Source organism: Erwinia tasmaniensis Et1/99 (assembly GCF_000026185.1).
Classification (GTDB): Bacteria; Pseudomonadota; Gammaproteobacteria; order Enterobacterales; family Enterobacteriaceae; genus Erwinia; species Erwinia tasmaniensis.
On record NC_010694.1, the window covers coordinates 910,759 to 930,058 of the forward strand.

Annotated in this window: 16 protein-coding genes; 12 read left to right on the top strand and 4 right to left on the bottom strand. The window is 56.2% G+C overall.

Annotated features, from left to right (window positions below; all coding sequences use genetic code 11):
• The first annotated feature begins 18 nt into the window (after window positions 1-18).
• The 7 genes from aceE (at window position 19) to ETA_RS05200 (ending at window position 8,556) form a co-directional block, all read left to right on the top strand.
• Window positions 19-2,682 (top strand): pyruvate dehydrogenase (acetyl-transferring), homodimeric type, encoded by a 2,664-nt coding sequence (aceE, locus tag ETA_RS05170; protein WP_012440562.1) that lies wholly within the window; start codon window positions 19-21, stop codon window positions 2,680-2,682.
• A 14-nt stretch (window positions 2,683-2,696) separates the two neighbouring features.
• The gene (gene aceF / locus ETA_RS05175) at window positions 2,697-4,292 is read left to right on the top strand and encodes a pyruvate dehydrogenase complex dihydrolipoyllysine-residue acetyltransferase (RefSeq protein ID WP_012440563.1); all 1,596 of its coding nucleotides are present in this window, start codon (window positions 2,697-2,699) and stop codon (window positions 4,290-4,292) included.
• Between the two features lie 166 nt (window positions 4,293-4,458).
• Window positions 4,459-5,886, top strand: a complete 1,428-nt coding sequence (lpdA, locus tag ETA_RS05180; protein WP_012440564.1) for a dihydrolipoyl dehydrogenase — start codon at window positions 4,459-4,461, stop codon at window positions 5,884-5,886.
• 92 nt (window positions 5,887-5,978) lie between these two features.
• Window positions 5,979-6,698, top strand: a complete 720-nt coding sequence (locus ETA_RS05185; RefSeq protein ID WP_012440565.1) for an SDR family NAD(P)-dependent oxidoreductase — start codon at window positions 5,979-5,981, stop codon at window positions 6,696-6,698.
• Window positions 6,699-6,711: 13 nt separating this feature from the next.
• The gene (locus ETA_RS05190) at window positions 6,712-7,386 is read left to right on the top strand and encodes an energy-coupling factor ABC transporter ATP-binding protein (protein WP_012440566.1); all 675 of its coding nucleotides are present in this window, start codon (window positions 6,712-6,714) and stop codon (window positions 7,384-7,386) included.
• Window positions 7,383-8,027, top strand: a complete 645-nt coding sequence (locus ETA_RS05195; protein ID WP_012440567.1) for an energy-coupling factor transporter transmembrane component T family protein — start codon at window positions 7,383-7,385, stop codon at window positions 8,025-8,027. The genes ETA_RS05190 and ETA_RS05195 overlap by 4 nt, the downstream gene beginning before the upstream one ends.
• A complete protein-coding gene (locus tag ETA_RS05200; protein ID WP_193345524.1) occupies window positions 7,939-8,556 on the top strand; it encodes a biotin transporter BioY in 618 nt (205 codons plus the stop codon). The genes ETA_RS05195 and ETA_RS05200 overlap by 89 nt, the downstream gene beginning before the upstream one ends.
• 41 nt (window positions 8,557-8,597) lie before the next feature.
• Here the strand turns inward: ETA_RS05200 and ETA_RS05205 are convergent, their stop codons facing one another.
• The gene (locus tag ETA_RS05205) at window positions 8,598-9,584 is read right to left on the bottom strand and encodes a zinc-dependent alcohol dehydrogenase family protein (protein ID WP_012440569.1); all 987 of its coding nucleotides are present in this window, start codon (window positions 9,582-9,584) and stop codon (window positions 8,598-8,600) included.
• 46 nt (window positions 9,585-9,630) lie between these two features.
• Between ETA_RS05205 and ETA_RS05210 the strand changes: the two genes are divergently transcribed.
• From ETA_RS05210 to ETA_RS05220, 3 genes are read left to right on the top strand one after another with little or no spacing between them, the layout of a single operon-like run.
• Window positions 9,631-10,065: an acyl-CoA thioesterase gene (locus tag ETA_RS05210; RefSeq protein WP_042958677.1), complete on the top strand. Its 435-nt coding sequence runs from the start codon at window positions 9,631-9,633 to the stop codon at window positions 10,063-10,065.
• On the top strand, window positions 10,065-11,564 hold the full coding sequence (locus ETA_RS05215; RefSeq protein ID WP_012440571.1) for a class I adenylate-forming enzyme family protein: 1,500 nt from the start codon (window positions 10,065-10,067) through the stop codon (window positions 11,562-11,564). The genes ETA_RS05210 and ETA_RS05215 overlap by 1 nt, the downstream gene beginning before the upstream one ends.
• Window positions 11,527-12,732 (top strand): thiolase family protein, encoded by a 1,206-nt coding sequence (locus ETA_RS05220; protein WP_042958679.1) that lies wholly within the window; start codon window positions 11,527-11,529, stop codon window positions 12,730-12,732. The genes ETA_RS05215 and ETA_RS05220 overlap by 38 nt, the downstream gene beginning before the upstream one ends.
• A 1-nt stretch (window position 12,733) precedes the next feature.
• Here ETA_RS05220 and ETA_RS05225 read toward each other — a convergent pair whose 3' ends face one another.
• The 3 genes from ETA_RS05225 to ETA_RS05235 form a co-directional block, all read right to left on the bottom strand.
• The gene (locus tag ETA_RS05225) at window positions 12,734-13,516 is read right to left on the bottom strand and encodes an enoyl-CoA hydratase/isomerase family protein (protein ID WP_042958682.1); all 783 of its coding nucleotides are present in this window, start codon (window positions 13,514-13,516) and stop codon (window positions 12,734-12,736) included.
• A 639-nt stretch (window positions 13,517-14,155) separates the two neighbouring features.
• Window positions 14,156-14,623 (bottom strand): hypothetical protein, encoded by a 468-nt coding sequence (locus ETA_RS05230; protein WP_012440574.1) that lies wholly within the window; start codon window positions 14,621-14,623, stop codon window positions 14,156-14,158.
• Window positions 14,623-15,381, bottom strand: a complete 759-nt coding sequence (locus ETA_RS05235; protein WP_042958683.1) for a winged helix-turn-helix domain-containing protein — start codon at window positions 15,379-15,381, stop codon at window positions 14,623-14,625. The genes ETA_RS05230 and ETA_RS05235 overlap by 1 nt, the downstream gene beginning before the upstream one ends.
• Window positions 15,382-16,152: 771 nt before the next feature.
• Between ETA_RS05235 and acnB the strand changes: the two genes are divergently transcribed.
• Both acnB and yacL read left to right on the top strand, forming a co-directional pair.
• Window positions 16,153-18,750, top strand: a complete 2,598-nt coding sequence (gene acnB, locus ETA_RS05240) for a bifunctional aconitate hydratase 2/2-methylisocitrate dehydratase (protein ID WP_012440576.1) — start codon at window positions 16,153-16,155, stop codon at window positions 18,748-18,750.
• Between the two features lie 171 nt (window positions 18,751-18,921).
• The gene (gene yacL / locus ETA_RS05245; RefSeq protein ID WP_012440577.1) at window positions 18,922-19,284 is read left to right on the top strand and encodes a protein YacL; all 363 of its coding nucleotides are present in this window, start codon (window positions 18,922-18,924) and stop codon (window positions 19,282-19,284) included.
• The last annotated feature ends 16 nt before the right edge of the window (window positions 19,285-19,300 follow it).

The window sequence follows — 19,300 nt, forward strand, 5'->3', positions numbered from 1 at the left end:
CAGATAAGGAATACCCCCATGTCAGAACGTTTAAACAATGACGTGGATCCGATGGAAACTCGCGACTGGTTAGAAGCGATCGAGTCGGTCATCCGTGAAGAAGGTGTTGAGCGCGCACAGTATCTGATCGACCAGGTACTGAGCGGAGCACGTAAAGGTGGCGTTAAGGTGGCTGCCGGTACGTCCGCCAGTCAGTACATCAACTCTATTGCCGTTGAAGATGAGCCGGAATATCCGGGCAACGCTTCTTTAGAGCGCCGTATCCGTTCCGCTATCCGTTGGAATGCGATCATGACCGTTCTGCGTGCGTCGAAAAAAGATCTGGAACTGGGTGGCCATATGTCCTCCTTCCAGTCTTCTGCCACCGTGTATGAAGTGTGCTTTAACCACTTCTTCCGTGCGCGCACCGAAAAAGACGGCGGCGATCTGGTTTACTTCCAGGGCCACATCTCTCCGGGCGTCTATGCCCGCGCCTTCCTTGAAGGCCGCCTGACCGAAGACCAGCTGAACAACTTCCGTCAGGAAGTGGACGGTAAAGGCCTGTCCTCTTACCCGCATCCTAAACTGATGCCTGACTTCTGGCAGTTCCCAACCGTTTCTATGGGTCTTGGCCCGTTGGGCGCTATCTATCAGGCTAAATTCCTGAAATATCTGGAACACCGTGGCCTGAAAGACACCTCTGCCCAGACCGTTTACGCCTTCCTCGGCGACGGTGAGATGGACGAGCCGGAATCCAAAGGGGCGATCACTATCGCCACCCGCGAAAAGCTGGATAACCTGGTGTTCATCATCAACTGTAACCTGCAACGCCTGGACGGCCCGGTCACCGGTAACGGCAAGATCATTAACGAACTGGACGGCATCTTTGGTGGCGCCGGTTGGGAAGTGATCAAAGTGATCTGGGGCGGTCGTTGGGACGAGCTGCTGCGTAAAGATACCAGCGGCAAGCTGATCCAGCTGATGAACGAAACCGTTGACGGTGACTACCAGACCTTCAAATCGAAGAGCGGTGCCTACGTGCGCGAGCACTTCTTCGGTCGCTATCCGGAAACCGCCGAGCTGGTGAAAGAGATGACCGACGACGAAATCTGGTCACTGAACCGTGGTGGTCACGATCCGAAGAAAATCTACGCCGCGCTGAAAAAAGCGCAGGACACCAAAGGTAAGCCGGTGGTGATCCTGGCGCATACCGTGAAAGGTTACGGTATGGGTGAAACCGCGGAGGGCAAAAACATTGCTCACCAGGTGAAGAAAATGAACATGGATGGCGTGCGCTACATCCGCGATCGTTTCAACGTGCCGGTTGACGATGCCAACATCGAAAAACTGCCGTACGTGACCTTCGAAAAAGGGTCAGACGAGTATAACTACCTGCACGGCCAGCGCGAAAAGCTGGGCGGTTACCTGCCAACGCGTGAAGCGAAGTTCAGCGAGAAGCTGGAAATGCCGGCGCTGGAAGATTTCCGTCAGCTGCTGGACGAGCAGAACAAAGAGATCTCCACCACCATCGCCTTTGTACGTGCCCTGAACGTGATGCTGAAAAACCCGTCGATCAAAGATCGCTTGGTGCCGATCATCGCCGACGAAGCGCGTACCTTCGGTATGGAAGGTCTGTTCCGTCAGATCGGTATCTACAGCCCGAACGGCCAGCAGTACACCCCGCAGGACCGTGAGCAGGTTGCTTACTATAAAGAAGACGAGAAAGGTCAGATCCTACAGGAAGGGATCAACGAACTGGGGGCAGGCGCATCTTGGCTGGCGGCGGCAACGTCTTACAGCACCAACAATCTGCCGATGATCCCGTTCTATATCTACTACTCAATGTTTGGCTTCCAGCGTATCGGCGATCTGTGCTGGGCAGCGGGCGACCAGCAGGCGCGCGGCTTCCTGGTCGGCGGCACCTCCGGTCGTACCACCCTGAACGGCGAAGGCTTGCAGCATGAAGATGGCCACAGCCACATTCAGTCGCTGACTATCCCGAACTGTATCTCCTACGATCCGGCCTACGCCTATGAAGTGGCGGTTATCATGCATGACGGCCTGGTGCGTATGTACGGTGAAGCGCAGGAAAACATCTATTACTACATCACCACGCTGAACGAAAACTACCACATGCCTGCTATGCCGGCCGGTGCAGAAGAGGGTATCCGTAAGGGTATCTACAAGCTGGACACGATCGAAGGTAGCAAAGGCAAAGTACAGCTGCTGGGTTCAGGTTCTATTCTGCGTCACGTCCGTGAAGCGGCAGAGATCCTGGCGAAGGACTACGGCGTAGGTTCTGACGTCTACAGCGTGACCTCGTTCACCGAACTGGCCCGTGACGGTCAGGACTGCGAGCGCTGGAATATGCTGCACCCAACCGAAGAAGCCCGCGTACCGTACATCGCCCAGGTGATGAACGATGCCCCGGCCGTGGCGTCTACCGACTACATGAAACTGTTTGCCGAGCAGGTGCGCAGCTTCATCCCGGCTAGCGATTATCGCGTACTGGGTACTGACGGTTTCGGTCGTTCAGACAGCCGTGAAAATCTGCGTCACCACTTTGAAGTGGACGCATCTTACGTGGTCGTTGCCGCGCTGGGCGAACTGGCTAAACGTGGCGAAATCGATAAGAAAGTGGTAGCAGAAGCGATCGCTAAATTCGACATCGATGCTGATAAAGTTAACCCGCGTCTGGCATAAGAGGTAATAGAGTAATGGCTATCGAAATTAATGTTCCTGATATCGGGGCGGACGAAGTTGAAGTCACCGAGATCCTGGTCAAGGTTGGCGACACGGTAGAAGTTGAGCAGTCAATACTGGTGGTCGAAGGCGACAAAGCCTCAATGGAAGTGCCTTCGCCACAGGCTGGCGTGGTGAAAGAGATCAAAATCGCCACCGGCGACCGGGTTGAAACCGGTAAGCTGATTATGATCTTCGAAGCGGCTGGCGATGCAGCAGCACCGGCAGCAGCTGAAGAGAAGCAGGAGGCGGCCCCGGCTGCTGCTCCTGCTCCGGCAGCAGCCAGCGCGGCGAAAGAAGTGAACGTACCGGATATCGGCGGCGACGAGGTTGAAGTCACCGAGATCATGGTGAAAGTCGGCGACAAGGTTGAAGCAGAACAGTCGATCCTTACCGTTGAAGGTGACAAAGCCTCAATGGAAGTGCCTGCGCCATTCGCCGGTACGGTGAAAGAGATCAAAATCAGCGCTGGCGATAAGGTCAGCACCGGTTCTCTGGTGATGGTCTTTGACGTTGAGGGCGCGGCGCCTGCCGCCGCTCCGGCGGCGAAAACTGAAGCGGCAGCACCTGCTGCGGCTAAGCAGGAAGAAAAAGCCGCGCCGGCCGCGGCTCCTGCCAAAGCAGAGGCGAAGTCTGAATTTGCGGAAAACGATGCCTACGTGCACGCCACCCCGGTTATCCGCCGTCTGGCGCGTGAATTCGGCGTTAACCTGGCGAAGGTCAAGGGCACCGGACGCAAATCACGTATTCTGAAAGAAGACGTGCAGAGCTACGTGAAAGACGCGGTGAAACGTGCCGAAGCGCCGGCGGCTGCCGGTGGCGGAATGCCGGGCATGCTGCCGTGGCCCAAAGTGGACTACAGCAAGTTTGGTGAAGTTGAAGAAGTCGAGCTGGGCCGCATCCAGAAAATTTCTGGTGCTAACCTGAGCCGTAACTGGGTGATGATCCCGCACGTTACCCACTTTGACAAAACCGACATCACCGATCTGGAAGCGTTCCGTAAGCAGCAGAACGCCGAAGCAGAGAAGCGTAAGCTGGACGTGAAGTTCACCCCGGTGGTGTTTATCATGAAAGCGGTAGCAGCTGCACTTGAGCAGATGCCGCGCTTTAACAGCTCGCTGTCTGAAGATGCGCAGAAGCTGACGCTGAAAAAATACATCAACATCGGCGTGGCGGTTGATACGCCAAATGGCCTGGTGGTTCCGGTCTTCAAGGACGTCAACAAGAAAGGGATTGTTGAGCTGTCGCGCGAACTGACCGCCATCTCGAAAAAAGCGCGTGATGGTAAACTGACCGCGGGCGAAATGCAGGGTGGTTGCTTCACCATCTCCAGCATTGGTGGCCTGGGAACCACCCACTTTGCGCCGATCGTTAACGCGCCGGAAGTGGCTATCCTCGGCGTTTCCAAGTCGGCGATGGAGCCGGTGTGGAACGGCAAAGAATTTATGCCGCGCCTGATGATGCCGATTTCGCTCTCCTTCGACCACCGCGTCATCGACGGTGCGGACGGTGCGCGCTTTATCACCATCATCAATAACACCCTGGCCGACATTCGCCGTCTGGTGATGTAGGACCATTGATTAAGGCCGGCGTAAGCCGGCCTTGTTGTAAAGATCCGTGGCGCCGTGGTTTGCAGTTTGTTAACAATTCTGTAAACTCTTGCGGTGAACGCGTCCCGGTGGATGAAGGACGTTGAAATAAAGTTTGACCCGCCGGACTATCAATTAAGAGGTCATGATGAGTACAGAAATTAAAACTCAGGTCGTGGTACTTGGGGCAGGTCCTGCAGGCTACTCTGCGGCATTCCGTGCAGCGGATTTAGGTCTGGAGACCGTAATCGTTGAACGTTACAGCACCCTGGGCGGTGTTTGTCTGAACGTGGGCTGTATCCCTTCTAAAGCCCTGCTGCACGTTGCCAAAGTGATTGAAGAAGCGAAAGCGCTGGAAGCGCACGGCATTGTCTTCGGCAAACCGCAGACTGACGTTGATAAAATTCGCGGCTGGAAAGAGAAAGTCATCTCCCAGCTGACCGGCGGTTTGGCCGGGATGGCGAAAGGCCGTAAGGTGAATGTGGTTAACGGTCTCGGTCAATTCACCGGTGCCAACACGCTGGAAGTGACCGCAGAAGATGGTTCGAAAACCACCATCACTTTCGACAATGCGATTATCGCCGCCGGTTCACGCCCAATCGAGCTGCCGTTTATTCCACATGAAGATCCGCGCGTTTGGGATTCCACCGATGCGCTGGAGCTGAAAGACGTGCCGGAACGCCTGCTGGTAATGGGCGGCGGTATTATCGGCCTGGAAATGGGCACCGTTTATCACGCGCTGGGTTCACAGATCGACGTGGTGGAAATGTTTGATCAGGTGATCCCTGCTGCGGATAAAGACGTGGTGAAAGTGTTCACCAAACGCATTTCCAAGCAGTTCAACCTGATGCTGGAAACCAAAGTGACCGCCGTTGAAGCGAAAGAAGACGGTATCTATGTCACGATGGAAGGCAAAAAAGCGCCGTCAGAACCACAGCGTTACGACGCGGTGCTGGTGGCCATTGGCCGCGTACCCAATGGTAAAGGTCTGGACGCGGGCAAAGCCGGCGTTGAAGTGGACGACCGTGGCTTTATCCGCGTGGATAAGCAGATGCGCACCAACGTGCCGCACATTTTCGCCATCGGCGATATCGTCGGGCAGCCGATGCTGGCGCACAAAGGCGTGCATGAAGGCCACGTAGCGGCAGAAGTGATCTCCGGTAAGAAACACTACTTCGATCCGAAAGTGATCCCATCCATTGCCTACACCGAGCCGGAAGTTGCCTGGGTTGGTCTGACTGAGAAAGAAGCGAAAGAGAAGGGCATCAGCTATGAAACGTCCACCTTCCCGTGGGCCGCTTCAGGCCGCGCTATCGCTTCCGACTGCGCCGACGGCATGACCAAACTGATCTTCGACAAAGCCACCCATCGCGTTATCGGTGGTGCCATTGTCGGCACCAACGGCGGCGAGCTGCTGGGTGAAATCGGTCTGGCTATCGAAATGGGCTGTGATGCGGAAGATATTGCGCTGACCATCCACGCGCACCCGACCCTGCATGAATCGGTTGGCCTGGCGGCGGAAATCTTTGAAGGCAGCATTACCGACCTGCCGAACCCGAAAGCGAAAAAGAAATAAGTCGCGATTGGCGTAAAAAAATAACGGCTCCTGCGGGGGCCGTTTTGTATTTCTGCGGCAAAATAGCGTATCGTTGCCGCCTTTGAATAGCGATGAAAAGGCGCGTTGTGTCCGAGAAAGTTGCCCTGATCACCGGTGCCTCCCGCGGTATCGGTCACCATCTTGCCCGCCATTTTTATGCGCAGGGCTACCACCTGATTTTAGTCGCGCGTGATGCGCAGCGGCTGGCGGCATTGACCGCCACCTTTGATGGGCAGCGCGTGCAGGCGCTGGCGCTGGATCTCTGTGATTCTCCGGCGGTGGCACAGCGGCTACGGCTGGCGCTGGCGCGGTATCAGCATCTGAACGTGCTGGTTAACGCCGCCGGGATTTTCCGCCCGGCTTCAACACAAACCCCGCTGGCTGACTTCAGCGCGCTGCTGGCGACCAACGTCACCGCCATCCACCATCTTTGCCAGCTGTGTACACCGTGGCTGCTGAAATCCGCAGAGGGCCGCATCTTTAACCTTGCTTCGGTCAGCGGCGTGCAGCCGTACGGCAGCATTGCCAGCTATGCCGCCAGCAAACACGCGCTGGTGGGCTACGGTCGATCCATCGCCCGCGAGCTGGGCATGCAGGGGATCAAGGTCACCACCCTGTGCCCGGACGTGGTGGATACCGAGATGGCGCAGGGTAGCGGCCTTGAGGCGGATGAGATGTTAACCACCGCCGATATCTGTCGTGCCGTCGATTTTGTCATGTCGCTGTCGCCGGCTGCGGCGGTCGAACTGCTGACCATCGGGCGTCAGCCGCGCCCGCGTCAACCCGCCTGATTCAGGAGCTTTCATGCTGGAACTACAGGGAGTATCGCACGCGTTCGGTGAGCGCCAGGTACTCAATAACATCGATATACAACTGACTGAAAAGCGTATCGGCATCGTCGGCAGCAACGGCTGCGGCAAAAGCACCTTCGCCAGGCTGCTGAACGGCCTGCTGCTGCCGAAGCAGGGCGAGGTGCTGGTCGATGGCCTGAGTACCCGCCAGCATGGCAAGGCGGTGCGGCGTAAAGTGGGCTTCGTATTTCAGAACCCGGATAACCAGATTGTGTTTCCGCTGGTGGAGGAAGATCTGGCCTTCGGCATGAAAAATCTCGGGCTGTCGAAAGCGACCATCCGCGAGCGCACCGACGCCGCGCTGGCGCGTTACGATATGCAGGATCTGCGCCAGCACCCGGCACATCTGTTAAGCGGTGGACAAAAGCAGCTGCTGGCCATTTCGGGGGTGCTGGTGATGGAGCCGCAGTATATCGTGTTTGACGAACCGACCACGCTGCTCGATCTGCGCAACAAGCGCCGCATTGCCGAAGCCATTACCGGACTGGATCAAACCGCCATTGTGGTATCGCACGATCTGGACTTCTTACAGGATTTTGACCGCGTGCTGGTATTCGACGGCGGGCAGGTGGTGGTGGATGATATTCCCGCCGTGGCGCTGAATGCCTATATCAGGATGATGTCATGACGGTAAGTGATTACCAGCCCGGCGATTCCGCCATCCACCGTCTGCCGCCAGGGATCAAGATCCTGGCGCTGGCGGCGCTGGGCACGCTGCTGTTTATCTTTCCCCGGCTGGAGTTTGCCGTTGCCGCGCTGTTTGCCATCGTGGTGCTTTATCCGCTGGCGCATATTCCCGTGCGTACCCTGCTGTTGCAACTCAAGCCGCTGCTGTGGCTGTTGCTGCTGCTGTTTGCCGTGCAGTGGTGGATGGTGAGCTGGCAGTCCGGCCTGCTGGTGATAGTGCGCCTGGCGGCGTTAATGCTGATGGCGGCGCTGGTGACGCTCACCACCCGCACCAGCGCGATGATCGAGGCGCTGGAAAAAGGGCTGTTCTGGCTGCGCTATATGCGCATCAATCCGGCAAAAATCAGCCTGGCGCTGGCGCTGGCATTGCGCTTTATCCCGGTGCTGGCGGCCATCACGCTTGAAGTGCGCGAAGCGCAAAAAGCGCGCGGGCTGGATAACAGCATGATTGCCGTGGCCGTGCCGGTGATGGTACGGACTCTGAAAATGGCCGATGATATCGCCGCTGCGCTGGAGGCCCGCGCTTACGACCCGCAGTTATCCAGCCCGCGGAAAAACGGAGAGAAGATCCATGTCGACTAAAGATATTGTGTACATTGCGCTGTTTGCCGCCATGACGGCGGCGCTGGGCCTGTTTCCGGCATTTAACCTGCCGGTCATTGGCGTGCCGATCACCGCCCAGTCAATGGGCTGCATGTTTGCCGGAGCGATTGCCGGGGCGAAACGCGGCGCGCTGGCGATGGTGCTGTTTGACCTGCTGGTGGCCATGGGGCTGCCGCTGCTGGCCGGAGGGCGCGGCGGGTTTGGCATCTTTATCGGTCCCAGCGGCGGGTTTATCCTTGCCTGGCCGCTGGCGGCGCTGCTGATCGGCTGGCTCTATCGCCGCAGCCTGCGCTCCCTGACGTGGGTGAAAGAGCTGCCGATCGTGGCGCTGGGCGGGTTGGGGCTGATCTACTCGATGGGCATCCCGTGGATTGCCGCCGTGGCGGGCATCTCCCTGAAGCAGGCGGGCGTTGCATCGCTGGGCTTTTTGCCGGGCGATCTGGTGAAAGTGGTGCTGGTGGTGGCCATCGTCCGCACGGTGCGGCGCGCCTGGCCAACCCTGGAATAACGCCGATGGGGCGGAGCGGTTTTTTTCCGCTCCGCCCGTGCCTACAGCCGCAGTAAGATCTTGCCTTTCAGCTCACCGGACCTCACCGCCGCTACCGCCTTATCTATCTCCGCCAGCGCATACTCGGCGACAATCTCGGTGGCAATCACTCCGTCACGGATCAGCGCCATCACCTCGTCGATTTTGCCCTGCACCAGCGCCTTGTCGTGGTGATGTACCCACATGCGCAGATGGAAATGGGAAAAACGGATATCGGGGCGGCTGCGCCAGAAGGCGGGCGGGATCGGCTGGCCGGATAACAGGCCATAGTGGATAAACTGCCCGCCGGGGGTCAGCGCCTGAGCCAGCGTCAGTGACTCTTCACCGCCGATACAGTCGAAGATCGCCGCCACGCCGCCGCTGCGTTGTAACGCGGCCAGCGCCTGAGGGTAGTCCGGCGCGCTGCTGTCCAGCAGCTGCCGGGTGGCGTAACCGCTAAACAGACTGAGGTTTTCCGCCTTACGCACGATGGCAATCGGCTCCAGCCCCCTATGGTTGGCGATGCGGATCAGCATTTTGCCGATAGCCGAATTGGCCGCATTGATCATAATGCGCATGCCGGGGGTGAAGTTCAGCTCTTCAGTGAGCATCAGCAGCGCGGTCATCGGATTGACGTAGCCGGTGGCCGCCTGACGATCGCTGACGAAATCAGGCAGGGTAAAGCACCACTGTGCCTCGCTGTCTTTGTAGTTTTGCCAGGCCCCCATGCTGCCCACCGGCAGCACGCGCTGGCCGACTGCCAGCGCCGGGTCGTTGCTTTGGCAGATGCTGCCCACGCCTTCAAAGCCGGGGACAAACGGCAGGGCGATACGCGAGCGGTAGGCACCGGAAATCGTGATCAAATCTGAAGGGTTAATGGTGGCAAACGACATGTTTACCCGCACCTGCCCGGCGGCAAGTTCAGGCAGTTCGGCCTGTTCAAGCCGCAGGATATCCTCGATATTACCGAACTCACGGACCATCGCTCTGGTGAATAAACTGGCTTTCATGGTATCTTTTCTTCAGTGTCGTTCAGTTTACGGGTGAGTGTTTTTTATGCAGAAATATCACGACGACACCTTTCGTGTCTCAATGCGCGATATTGATATGAATGGTCATGTGCATAATTCGGTCTATTTAGATTACTTTGAAGACGCGGTGGTTAACGCCTTTCGCCGCCACCATCTGCTGCCGTTATTCCGCCCGCAGAGCGCTGGCGTAGCCTATCATGTGAAAAAATGTGAGGCAACGTTCCTCCATCCGCTGACGGTGGATGACGAAGTGATGCCACGGGTCGCGCTCGAAAAGCTGGGTAACAGCAGTGTAATTTTCGCCATCCAGCTGCGGCTGGCGGATAACGGCACGCCCTGTGCCGAAGGGAAATTAATCTGGGTATGCGTGGATCCACGAGATAATAAACCCTGCCCGATCCCGCAAGAAACCCGCGCCGCGTTGCGCCAGCACCTGCCGTTTAATCAGGCCAGCGCCTGATGCCGGTACAGGATCGCGTTCAGCTTCACGCAGCACGCCGGCCGCATGCCGACGCGCTGAATATCGATAGAGAGAGGCTGAGTTGGCTACAGCTGTGGCAAGGCTCAAACGCGCTGTATCAGCATCTTTGCCGGCTGTCGTTAGCCACCGGCGTGGTGGCAATCGCCAGCGCCAATGATATTACCTTTCCCGTTGCCTGGCTGGCGGCCACCGCCCAGCCGTTGACGGCGGCGGTTATCGATCCGCTGACGCCGGAAGAGAATCTGCACGACATCCTTCATCGGCTGAAGCCGGATCTGCTGCTGCTTAAGCGGCAGGATCATCGGCTGATCGCGCTGGCCGAGCGGCTGGCTATCCGCTGGCTGGCGCTGGATGGCTGGCAGCATGCGCAGCCGGCCGCTGACGATAGCGCTTTCTGCGCGGATATGCAGGCGGCAACGCCGTTTCTCATCGGCTTTACCTCCGGTACCACCAGCCTGCCAAAGGCGTTTATCCGCTCGCGTCGATCCTGGCGTTGCAGCTTTGAAAACGGTATGGCGATCTTCCGGCTGGCGGAGGCCCCGTCAACGCTGTACCCCGGCCCGTTGTCGCACGGTATCGGGCTTTACTGCCTGAATGAAACCCTGTACGCGGGCGGCTGTTTTTACAGCATGGCGCGCTGGCAGCCGCAGGCGGTGCTGATGTTACTGGCGCAGCAGCGGATTGAACGGCTGGTGGTGGTGCCGACGATGATCGCCGGGCTGGCCGCCGCCGCGCAGTCAGATTATGCCAGCCTGCGTGGCCTGATCAGCGCCGGGGCCAAGCTGGAACTGAATCATTATCACCTTGCCAGGGCGCTGTTTCCGCAGGCGGTAATACAGGAGTATTACGGTGCCTCCGAGCTGGGCTTTGTTGCCGTTTCCACCGTCGATGATGACAATATCCGCGCCTCGCTGAAAAGCGTTGGGCCGGCTTTTCCCGCCACGGAAATCACCATCCGCAATGACGACGGTGAATTATTGCCTGCCGGGCAGCCGGGCACTATCTGGCTAAACAGCGAACAGGTTATCGACGGCTATTTATGGGGCGACGACGGTAGCGCCTTCGAAAAGCAGCCCTGGGGAGCCACGGTGGGCGATATCGGTTATCTCGATGTGCAGCAGCGCCTGCATATGATCGGCCGTCGGGGAAATATGATCCTCAGCGGCGGCAACAATATCTATCTCTCTGAAGTTGAGTCGGTGATCAAAAGCCTGCCCGGCGTCACTGAAGCGGCGGTGATTGCCGTCGACGATGCTTATCTGGGGAAAAAGATGGTGGCGGTGATTGAAGCGGCTGACGACATTATCGGGCAGCTGCCGCAGCAAAGTCGCCTGTTGCTGGCAAAATATAAGCGGCCGCGTCACTACTATCAGATCAAACGCTGGCCGCTCACGGCGAGCGGAAAAATCAAACGCGCCGAGTTGGAACGGAGGATCGAAGATGGCAGCTGCACAGAGCTTACTGAACTATCAGCCTGAAGATGACCGGCAGCCGGTGATCGTGGTTGCCTGCCGCACCCCCATCGGCAGGGCTTATGGCTCTCTGGCCAGCGTGTCGCCGGAGGCGCTGCTGGCTCCGCTATTTGACAGGCTGATCGCGGCGTTGCCCGGCGGCTTTACCGCGATTGATGAGGTGATCATCGGCAACGCCACCGGCGGCGGCGGCAATATTGCGCGGCTGGCGGCGCTGGCGGCGGGCGTGCCGCTGACAGTCCCCGCCGTGACGGTCGATCGCCAGTGCGGCTCCGGGCTGGAGGCGGTAATCAACGCCTGTCGGCTGGTGCAGGCCAGGGCGGGCGAATGCTATCTGGCCGGGGGCGTAGAGAGCGTCAGTAACGCGCCCTGGCGGGTGGAGAAGCCCACCACGCTAAAGCAGATGCCGCGCTTTTACCCGCGCGCACGGTTTTCGCCGGATGAGATCGGCGACCCGGAAATGGGCATCGCCGCCGAAAACGTGGCGCGCCAGTGCGGTATCAGCCGGGAACGCCAGGACAGCTTTGCGCTGCGCAGCCATCAGCGCGCGCTGGCCGCCGCGCAGCAGGGCGCATTCCTTGAGGAGATCGTCGCGCTCGACGTTAACCATCAGCGGGTTGAAAACGACGAGTGCCCGCGACCGGACACCTCGCTGGCGCGGCTGGCGGCGTTACCGCCGGTATTTGCCGCCGACGGCTCGGTGACGGCGGGTAACTGTTGCCCGCTCAATGACGGGGCTGCGCTGCTGCTGGTGATGAGCCGACGCAGGGCGCGGGAGTGCGGCTTTACCCAGGGACTGCTGTTTGCCGATGCCTGTAGCGCGGGCGTGGACCCGAATTTACTCGGCCTCGGCCCGGTTCCGGCCACGCAAAAACTGCTGCGGCGTCAGCCGGGCCTGACGCTGGACAGGGTTGAGGCGATTGAATTCAATGAAGCCTTTGCCGCCCAGGTGCTGGCATCGGTTGATGCACTGGGCATTGATGAACACAGGATCAACCCGCAGGGGGGGGCTATCGCTCTCGGTCATCCCTACGGCGCATCCGGGGCGATCATGGTGACCCGGCTGTTCAGCCAGCTGGTTAGCCAGCGGCAGAGCGAAGGCTACGGGCTGGCGATGCTGGGGATCGCCGGTGGGCTGGGGCTGAGCGCATTGTTTAAGGGCATGCGGCTGTGAGTCAGCGCCCCTGCCAGCGTGGGGCGCGCCGTGCGGCAAACGCACGCAGGCTTTCCTGGTAATCCTCGCTGCGCTGTAACTGCTGCAATTCCCTGTCGCCCTGCTGACTGTCATCGGCCGCCAGCGCCTGGTTCAGCAGCGCGTTGCAGGCCTGTACCGCCAGCGGTGCGGCCTGGTTAAGGCGTTCAGCCAGCGCCAGCGCAGTGTCTGCCAGCCGTTCCGCATTCACCACCTGGTTAAACAAACCCAGTGCCAGCGCGCGCTGGGCCTCCATCGTCTCACCGGTCAGCAGCAGCTCACGGGCAATATTCGGCGGCAGACGCGCCGCCAGCTGGCTGATGGCCCCGCCCAGCGGCAGCAGCCCGTGCTGTACTTCCGGCAGGGCAATACGGGAGTCCTCACTGGCGACGATAAAATCGCACGCCAGCGCCATCTCCAGCCCGCCGCCAATAGCATGACCGTTCAGCGCCGCGATCCAGATTTTGCGCCGTGGCAGATGCTGGAGCGGATGATAGCCGCCGCGTGAGTTACGCAGCCCCTCACCGCCGTGGGTGAATGCCTCATGCAGATCCGCACCGCTGCAAAACGCCTCGCCGGAACCAGTCAGGATCACCGTACGCACCGCCGACTGCCGCTCGCACCAGTTTAGCCACTGCTCCAGCTCGCTGACCATCTGCGCATTATAGGCATTGCGACGGGCAGGGCGGTTCAGCGTCAGGCGCACCACATGTTCAGCCGGGCGATCGCACAGCACCAGCGGGGTTATCGGGTTATCAGCATTCATGACGGCTTCCGCTAAGGATGGGTAGAGAGTGTGAGAGTGTATCATGCCGCTGTTTGTAACTTGGAAAGCGCCCACGAATCAAGGCAGGGAGCGACTAGCTCCCTGCTTTGTTCAGGTTTTTTCAGCCCTCACGCCGCCTTTCCTGGCGAGGTTATCCTGGTAATCAGCGCCGTTTATTCTACTTATTTGGCATAGTCTGAAGTATGGTCTAACCTCGTTTTGCCTGGCAAAATGATACGCTGTTTAACCGCTTAAAAAGTTGGTAGAATTTTAAGGTGGTAAAAAATGGTTAAATATCAGATTAATAGTTCTAGAGTGTTCCCCACATACGCGGGGATAAACCAGTCGCCTAATAACCAACGGCGGCCCTGTGAGACGGTTGCGCGCCCAAACCCTATCCATATGAAAACGTATAATATTGCTACGACTTAACGGCCACGGTCGTTCTGCTTCCTGCCGTATTTTATCGAACTGATGGCGGTTAAACGGCGAGCAGGGTAATTATCACAGAACGAAGGTTATATTTTACTGAATATCTGTCGGATGAGATTAGCCACAGGGAAGAGCCCTCTGTGTTTTCAGATTGTGGCCCGGTGGAAAATATTGCTGGCTCAGAGACATTTTAACGTGGCGTAGCGGTTACAGGCACAGACTTAGCGGAATTCCCTTGAAGCCGAAAAGAAGACTGTTATCTTTATAACGGAAAAGGTGTATAAGCCCGGTAAATCCCTCTTTGGCTTGCGGATCGATATACTTCTCTGTCAGTGGATCGCTGGTGAGCTGCCCCGCGATCCTGAATGATTTAATGGTGCTGAGGTTGATTGAGTCAAAATTGAAACGGTACTCAGTTTCGATAACCCTCTCAGAAGAAAACGTCTCTAATTTTCCCTGTGGGCCATCAATCAGTATCTGTGCGGAATATCTGTGCTCATTGTCATCTCGCCAGCTATACCAGGTACTGCGGCTGATAATATATCTGTCAGGTTCATCATAGATGACGATTTTTTTTGAGATACAGTCTTCCATTGTCGATATCAATACCCATGGGAAAAAATACCAGCCAGATATGAAGATGATAACTGATGCAAAGAAAACAAAAAATTTCATCACGGATGGTGTTCTCCAATAATCATAATGGAGGTGCAATCACTTCCCGCGCTACCCATCTCACCTTTGCAAAGGTAAAAGGAAATATGACCACTCCATGCGTTATTAAGATAAATGAACTTTAAATTATCATAATTAACATGCTTGTTTCTTAGCCAGTAGTGGATCCTTTCAATAGCACTCTGCGGGTAAGTCTGGTTCTTACGGTAAAAATAGAGTCGACCTTCTTTTTCTTCCGAGTGATGATATTTAATATCGGTTAGCATTATTTTCTGATAAGAGTAAAATCCGGCAAGGAACAATAAAGCTGATAACAATAATAATTTAGCAATCAGTAACAGGCTTGTAACGGAGAAATGAGGTTTGAAGTTGCCACATGCGTCATTGTTTATCGAGTTTAGCACGCTGGGGTTAATGCTATTATCAGTATAAGCGTCCGTTTTTGCACCAGAGTGGATTAAGGCGATGCTCCCTTTTTGCAAAATGTGGCCTTTTCTCGCCTGGGTTGTTAGCGTCAAGTTCGGCAGCCCGGCATCTTCAAACGCTCGTCTTAAGCGATAAAGACTTTGCCTGACGGCACTATCCGACACTGTCACCCCACGTTTGATCCAGCACTCTTGCTGGAGCATCTCTCTTCTTATGAATTCCCCCTCATGTTTAATGAGGTACTCCAGACACCGTGCTTCCTGAATGGTTATTTTAATGCTTTTCGTATCGTTGCTTAAAATACAGTTTTTGGGTTCGAAATAGGCGCGCATTGTGCTTCCCCTGGAAAGCATAAGGTTTGCTAATTATAGTTAAAAGAAACCGGTCAGGATATGGTTATTTCCGTTGGGAACTGAATATTCACTAATAATTATCATTTTAATGAATGTAACAGGATTTTTATTGGCTTGGGATACGCGTTGTCTGGTTGCTTTTTTCTTAAGTCTCTCTTTGATAAAGCCAGTGTTTGAATTTTTACAGGTTCAGCGCGCTTAATAAATTATTTTTCGCCATCAATCATTGGCGCGTTTTTATGTCTAAGTTTAGATTGAGAGTGGGGGTTTTATATTTAATGTCTAAAGGTTTCGGCCGTATATGAATTCACTTTTTTTTAATATGTGATATGCCTTGCTTGAAATCTATCATAAAAGTGTTATCAACCTGACAATGAAGATCCACTGGTCTGGTGGCTTTATTGGTGCGATTCAATTCTGGAGCGGGTTCTTAATCATCGTCACGATACCGGATAATGCACCGCCCGTTTCTGGTAGATACATTTACCGTTTTTTTAGACAGTGATAAGAGTAATCTATATGTTTTGTTCAAAAAAATGGGTTAAGTATCTGATAAATCCATTTTCTCCCGGGGGATCCGTCAGGTGAGTGATGTTGCTATTTTGTAAACAGATTAACAAGGTGGTGAATTCCTGCTATGCTGGCCCCCGCAAAACCGGGCACCTTACCCTACGCATAGGAATGTTCTCACTGTGAGCTGCGACTGAGGTAGCCCGGTATGCCAAATACAATGAGAGCGAGGAGAACGTCGTGCTAGAAGAATACCGTAAGCACGTTGCCGAGCGTGCAGCCCAGGGGATTGTTCCTAAACCGTTAGATGCTTCCCAAATGGCCGCGCTGGTTGAACTGCTAAAAGCCCCTCCTGCGGGTGAAGAAGAATTTCTGTCCGATCTGTTAATCAATCGAGTGCCGCCGGGTGTAGATGAAGCGGCGTACGTCAAAGCCGGCTTCCTGGCCGCCGTTACGAAGGGTGAAGCGACTTCTCCTCTGGTTACTCCTGAAAAAGCGATTAAGCTGCTGGGAACCATGCAGGGCGGATATAACATTCATGCGCTGATCGATGCGCTCGATAATGACAAGCTGGCCCCGCTTGCTGCTGAATCTCTTTCCCATACGCTGCTGATGTTCGATAACTTCTATGATGTTGAAGACAAAGCGAAAGCGGGCAACCCACACGCCAAAAAAATTATTCAGTCGTGGGCTGACGCCGAGTGGTTCCTGAAACGTCCTAAGCTGGCAGAAAAAATCACCGTTACCGTGTTTAAAGTGACCGGCGAGACTAATACCGACGATCTTTCCCCAGCGCCGGATGCGTGGTCCCGTCCTGATATTCCCCTGCACGCGCTGGCCATGCTGAAAAACGCGCGTGAAGGCATCGAACCCGACGATGCGGGCAACGTCGGTCCGATCGGACAGATCGACGCGCTACAGAAAAAAGGTTTTCCTCTGGCTTACGTCGGTGACGTGGTTGGTACAGGCTCTTCGCGTAAATCGGCCACCAACTCGGTGCTGTGGTTTATGGGCGACGATATTCCCTACGTGCCAAATAAAAAAGGCGGAGGCGTGTGCCTGGGCGGTAAAATTGCCCCCATTTTCTTCAATACCATGGAAGATGCTGGCGCATTGCCCATCGAAGTTGACGTCGATCGTCTGAATATGGGCGATGTGATTGATATCTATCCTTATAAAGGGGAAGTACGCCATCACGACACCGACGAAGTACTGGCTAACTTTGAGCTGAAAACCGAAGTGCTGCTGGATGAAGTCCGCGCCGGTGGCCGTATTCCGCTGATTATCGGCCGTGGTTTAACCACCAAAGCGCGCGAATCGTTAGGCCTGCCGCACAGCGATGTGTTCCTGCAGGCGAAAGACGTTGCGGCCAGCACGCGTGGTTTCTCTCTGGCGCAGAAGATGGTGGGCCGCGCCTGTGGCGTTGAGGGCGTTCGCCCTGGCGCCTATTGTGAGCCTAAAATGACGTCGGTCGGCTCCCAGGACACGACAGGCCCAATGACCCGCGATGAGCTTAAAGACCTGGCCTGTCTGGGCTTTTCTGCGGACCTGGTGATGCAGTCCTTCTGCCATACCGCCGCTTATCCTAAGCCAGTGGATGTAACCACCCACCACACGTTGCCCGACTTTATTATGAACCGTGGTGGCGTGTCGCTGCGTCCGGGCGATGGCATTATCCACAGCTGGCTGAACCGCATGCTGCTGCCGGATACCGTTGGCACCGGCGGCGATTCCCACACGCGCTTCCCGATAGGTATCTCTTTCCCGGCGGGTTCTGGTCTGGTGGCCTTCGCCGCCGCGACCGGCGTGATGCCGCTGGATATGCCGGAGTCGGTGCTGGTTCGCTTCAAAGGCAAAATGCAGCCGGGTATCACCCTGCGCGATCTGGTTCATGCTATCCCGCTGTATGCGATCAAAGCAGGTCTGCTGACCGTGGAGAAGAAAGGCAAGAAAAACATCTTCTCTGGCCGCATTCTCGAAATCGAAGGGCTGCCTGACCTGAAAGTAGAGCAGGCGTTTGAACTTTCGGATGCGTCCGCAGAGCGCTCTGCGGCGGGCTGTACCATTAAGCTCGGCCAGGATCCGATCATCGAGTATCTCAACTCGAATATCGTGCTGCTGAAATGGATGATCTCGGAAGGTTACGGCGACCGCCGTACTATCGAACGCCGTATTCAGGGTATGGAAAAGTGGCTGGCCGATCCGCAACTGCTGGAAGGTGATGCCGAGGCAGAGTATGCGGCGGTAATCGATATCGATCTGGCAGAGATCAAAGAGCCCATTCTGTGCGCGCCGAACGATCCGGACGATGCCCGTTTGTTGTCAGACGTGCAGGGCACTAAAATCGACGAGGTGTTTATCGGCTCGTGCATGACCAACATTGGTCATTTCCGTGCTGCCGGTAAGCTGCTGGATAGCCATAAAGGCCAGTTGCCAACCCGTCTGTGGGTAGCACCGCCCACTAAAATGGACGCGGCGCAGCTAACCGAGGAAGGTTATTACAGCGTATTCGGTAAAAGCGGTGCGCGTATTGAAATTCCGGGCTGCTCGCTGTGCATGGGGAACCAGGCGCGGGTGGCGGACGGCGCGACGGTGGTTTCAACCTCAACGCGTAACTTCCCGAACCGTCTGGGTAACGGCGCAAATGTTTTCCTTGCGTCTGCCGAGCTGTCTGCGGTGGCCTCGCTGCTGGGTAAACTGCCTACGCCAGATGAGTATCAGGCATTTATGGATCGGGTGGATAAAACCGCCGTGGATACCTATCGCTATCTGAATTTCGACCAGCTGACGCAATATACCGATAAAGCGGATGCGGTGATTTTCCAGACGGCTGTTTAAACCCCGTCATTGCTGAAAAACCGGGCGCAGTCCCGGTTTTTTTTCGTCTGGAGAAAAGCGCTGTTTTTCCATCGACAGGCTGCGATAATGCGCGCTAACGCTCAGTATTAATCAGCCGGACGCGCAAAATAGTTTTAGCACGCGCAGTCAGCTGGCCGGAAGGAAAGCACTATGGAATATGAATTTCTGAAAGATGTCACCGGAGTGGTGAAGGTTCGCATGTCGATGGGCCATGAGGCGATTGGGCACTGGTTCAACGATGAGGTGAATGGCCATCCTGAGATTCTGGCAGAGGTGGAAGCGGCGATAGCCGGGGTTAAAGGCAGCGAACGTCAATGGCAGCGGGTGGGACGTGAGTACACGCTGTTGCTGGATGAGGAAGAGGTGATGATCCGGGCTAATCAGCTTGGTTTCGAAGGGGATGACATGGAGGAGGGGATGAACTACTACGACGAAGAGAGTCTGTCATTCTGCGGTGTCGAAGACTTTTTAGCTATCATTGCCGCCTACCGGGCTTTCTTACTGGGGCGCTAACGAAGGCGAACAGCTT